The sequence below is a fragment of the Streptomyces sp. NPDC090442 genome, from assembly GCF_044769405.1.
Taxonomy (GTDB): Bacteria; Actinomycetota; Actinomycetes; order Streptomycetales; family Streptomycetaceae; genus Streptomyces.
Genome location: NZ_JBIVXW010000194.1, coordinates 1 through 2,998 on the forward strand (window position 1 = coordinate 1; position 2,998 = coordinate 2,998).

Here is a 2,998-nt window from a genome sequence, read left to right on the forward strand (position 1 = left end):
TGCAGATCTCGCAATCCACACCAGGCCAGCAGGCCCTCACCCATTTCAAGGTCTTTCGACCGAGACCCCTGTCACCAACCTCCGTGGACAGAACACCTAGGGCGCTGCACGGCGGCGGAGGTGGGGCAAGACTGGCCCCATGAGACTCTTCGCCGCCGTGCTGCCCCCCGACCACACCCTCGGGCAACTCGCCGCGGAGGTCGGCCGGTTGAAGCGACTGCCGGGCGCCGACCGGCTGCGCTGGACCGGCCACGACGGCTGGCACTTCACCCTCGCCTTCTACGGCGAGGTGCCCGACGACGCCCTCCCCGAACTCCGCGAGCGGCTGGCCCGCGCCGCCCACCGGCACGCCCCCTACGAGCTACGGATCGCCGGCGGCGGCCGGTTCGGCGACCGGGTGGTGTGGGCCGGGGCGGACGGCGACCGGCCCGCCATGCGGCACCTCGCGGACGCCGCCGAGGCCGCCGGCCGCCGGGCCGGCCTGCGGACGGGCGAGCACCGCCCCTACACCCCGCACCTCACCCTGGCCCGGAACCGCGCCGGCCGCCTCGACCTCGCCCCCTACGCCGAGGCGCTCGCCGACTTCGCGGGCAGCGCCTGGACGGTCGAGGAGCTCGCCCTGATCCGCAGCCACCCGCCGACGCCCGGCGTCCCGGGTGCCCAGCCGCGCTACGAGCCGATCGGACGCTGGCCGCTCGGCGCCTGACGCCGCCCGGCCGGGCCGTCGGGGCCGGGCCGGTGCGGCGCCCGCCGGTACCCCGGTTAGGCTCAAAGGGTGGATCCCAAGACCCGTAACCGGATCATGTCCGGTCTGCTCGCCGTGCTGCTGATCGTCGTCGTCGTGGCGGCCGCACTGCGCTGACCCGCGCGGTCACCCGCCGCCGCTCACCAGGCGAACGCCTCCGGCGACGGCCCGGGCCCGGGGAAGACCTCGTCCAACCCCGTCAGCAGCTCCGCCGGCAGCTCCAGCTCCACCGCGCGCAGCGCCGAGGCGAGCTGGTCGGCGGTGCGCGGGCCCACGATCGGACCGGTCACCCCGGGCCGGGTCAGCAGCCACGCCAGCGCCACCTCGCCCGGCGCCAGGCCGTGCCGGTCGACCAGGTCCTCGTAGGACTGGATCTGCGCCCGGATCGCGGAGTTGGCCAGCGCGTCCGCCGAGCGGCCGGAGCCCGACCGGCCCGACCCGCCGCCCTCCTGCGCCTTCCGCAGCGCCCCGCCCAACAGCCCGCCGTGCAGCGGCGACCAGGGGATCACGCCCAGCCCGTAGCCCTGCGCGGCCGGGATGACCTCCATCTCGGCCCGCCGCTCGGCGAGGTTGTACAGGCACTGCTCGCTGACCAGCCCGTACGAACCGCGGCGCGCGGCCGCCTCGTTGGCCTGGGCGAGGTGCCAACCGGCGTGGTTGGAGGAGCCCGCGTAGAGGATCTTCCCCTGCTGGACGAGGACGTCGACGGCCTGCCAGATCTCGTCCCAGGGCGTGTCCCGGTCGACGTGGTGGAACTGGTACAGGTCGATGTGGTCGGTGCGCAGCCGCTTGAGGCTGGCGTCCACGGCCCGGCGGATGTTGAGCGCCGAGAGCTTGTCGTGGTTGGGCCAGGCCGGCGGCCCCTCCGGTGCCATGTTCGCGTACACCTTGGTGGCCAGCACGGTCCTGTCCCGCCGCCCGCCGTTCTTGGCGAACCACGAGCCGATGATCTCCTCGGTGCGGCCCTTGTCGGCGCCGAACCCGTAGACGTTGGCGGTGTCAAAGAAGTTGATGCCGGCGTCCAGCGCCGCGTCCATGATGGCGTGGCTGCCGGCCTCGTCGGTCTGCGGCCCGAAGTTCATCGTCCCGAGGACGATGCGGCTGACCTTGAGTCCGGTGCGTCCCAACTGCGTGTACCTCATGGTCGCCCAGCCAAGCGGTTGGAGTCCGCTCAAGGCAAGAGCCCCGGCGGGTGGCCGTCGACGACGGCGAGGCTGTGCGCCGGCCCCGGCTAGCGGGCGTAGGGGCCGCCGACCTCCCATGCCTGGTGCATCGCGTCGGCGAACGCGGCCGCGAGCAGGTGTTCGCCGTGCGCCGACGGGTGCGTGCCGTCGTACGTCGCCCGGTCGATCTCCCACCCGGCCGGCTCGGAGGCCAGTAGCAGCGGCGAGCCCGGGGTGGAGAGGTCGGCCACCGCCTTCGCCAACAGCTCGTTGAACCGCGCGCATTGGTCGCCGAAGGGCGGGTCCGCCATCGCCCGCACGTTGGGTATCACCGGCAGCAACACCGCCCGCACGCCCGGCCGGGCGGCCCGCGCACCGGCCACGAAGCGCCGCACGTTCTCCGCGGTCTGCTCCGGGTCGGTGTAGAAACCGAGGTCGATCAGGCCGAGCGACACCAGCAGGGTGTCGGCCCGGTACGTCCGCACGGCGTCCTCGATGACCGGCGCCATGTGCAGCCACCCCTCGCCCCAGCCGGCGAGGTGACACCGCGCGGCCTCGGGGAAGGCGGGGTCCGCGTAGGCGGAGGAGTCCGGGCCGTCGGTGACCGGATCATGGAGCCCCCACCGCGGCCCGACGAAACGGTGCGGCCGGGGGTACGTGGCGCTCAGGTGCCGCCACATGCGGTAACGCCACGTGTAGTCGCCGGAGCGGCCGATGGTCATCGAGTCCCCGACGCACATGATCCTCATCGGGTCAGCGTTGCATATGCGTCTGCCCACGTTGTCGGCTGCCCCGCCGGTGGCCTGCGGCCGACTGCTGCCCACGTTGTCGGCGCCCCCGCCGTAGGGGGTGCTGTCTTTGAGCCTTGCGCTTTGCGGCGCCGGTCCGCTTCCGGTCCGCTGCGCGGTGCCGGTCCGCTGCGCGGTGCTGTTGGGGTGCGGTGACGGGCCTGCGGGGTGGGGGTGCCAGACTGCTTCGCTTTACGTCTGGCACCCCCACCCCTCCGGCCCGTCCCCACCCGTGGGTGGGTGGGAAAGATGGTGTGTTAGGGAGAGCGGCGGGTTGGGGAAGAGTGTTATCGTGTGTGTAG

General features: G+C 73.4%; 3 protein-coding genes. 1 reads left to right on the forward strand and 2 read right to left on the reverse strand.

Features of this window, described 5'->3' with window-relative positions; all coding sequences use genetic code 11:
- Nucleotides 1–139: 139 nt before the first annotated feature.
- Nucleotides 140–706, forward strand: coding sequence for an RNA 2',3'-cyclic phosphodiesterase (gene thpR / locus ACIQU6_RS44220; RefSeq protein ID WP_403488323.1), 567 nt, complete (start codon nucleotides 140–142; stop codon nucleotides 704–706).
- 179 nt (nucleotides 707–885) lie between these two features.
- Here the strand turns inward: thpR and ACIQU6_RS44225 are convergent, their stop codons facing one another.
- A complete protein-coding gene (locus ACIQU6_RS44225) occupies nucleotides 886–1,887 on the reverse strand; it encodes an aldo/keto reductase (RefSeq protein WP_403488325.1) in 1,002 nt (333 codons plus the stop codon).
- A gap of 89 nt (nucleotides 1,888–1,976) precedes the next feature.
- Nucleotides 1,977–2,657 carry a GDSL-type esterase/lipase family protein gene (locus tag ACIQU6_RS44230; RefSeq protein WP_403488327.1) on the reverse strand — a complete coding sequence of 227 codons (681 nt, stop codon included), beginning with the start codon at nucleotides 2,655–2,657 and terminating at the stop codon, nucleotides 1,977–1,979.
- Nucleotides 2,658–2,998 lie beyond the last annotated feature (341 nt).

Coding starts and splice junctions, on each gene's coding strand:
- ACIQU6_RS44225 (WP_403488325.1), bottom strand. CDS start 1,887: ATGAGGTACACGCAGTTGGGACGCACCGGACTCAAGGTCAGCCGCATC.
- ACIQU6_RS44230 (WP_403488327.1), bottom strand. CDS start 2,657: ATGAGGATCATGTGCGTCGGGGACTCGATGACCATCGGCCGCTCCGGC.
- thpR (WP_403488323.1), top strand. CDS start 140: ATGAGACTCTTCGCCGCCGTGCTGCCCCCCGACCACACCCTCGGGCAA.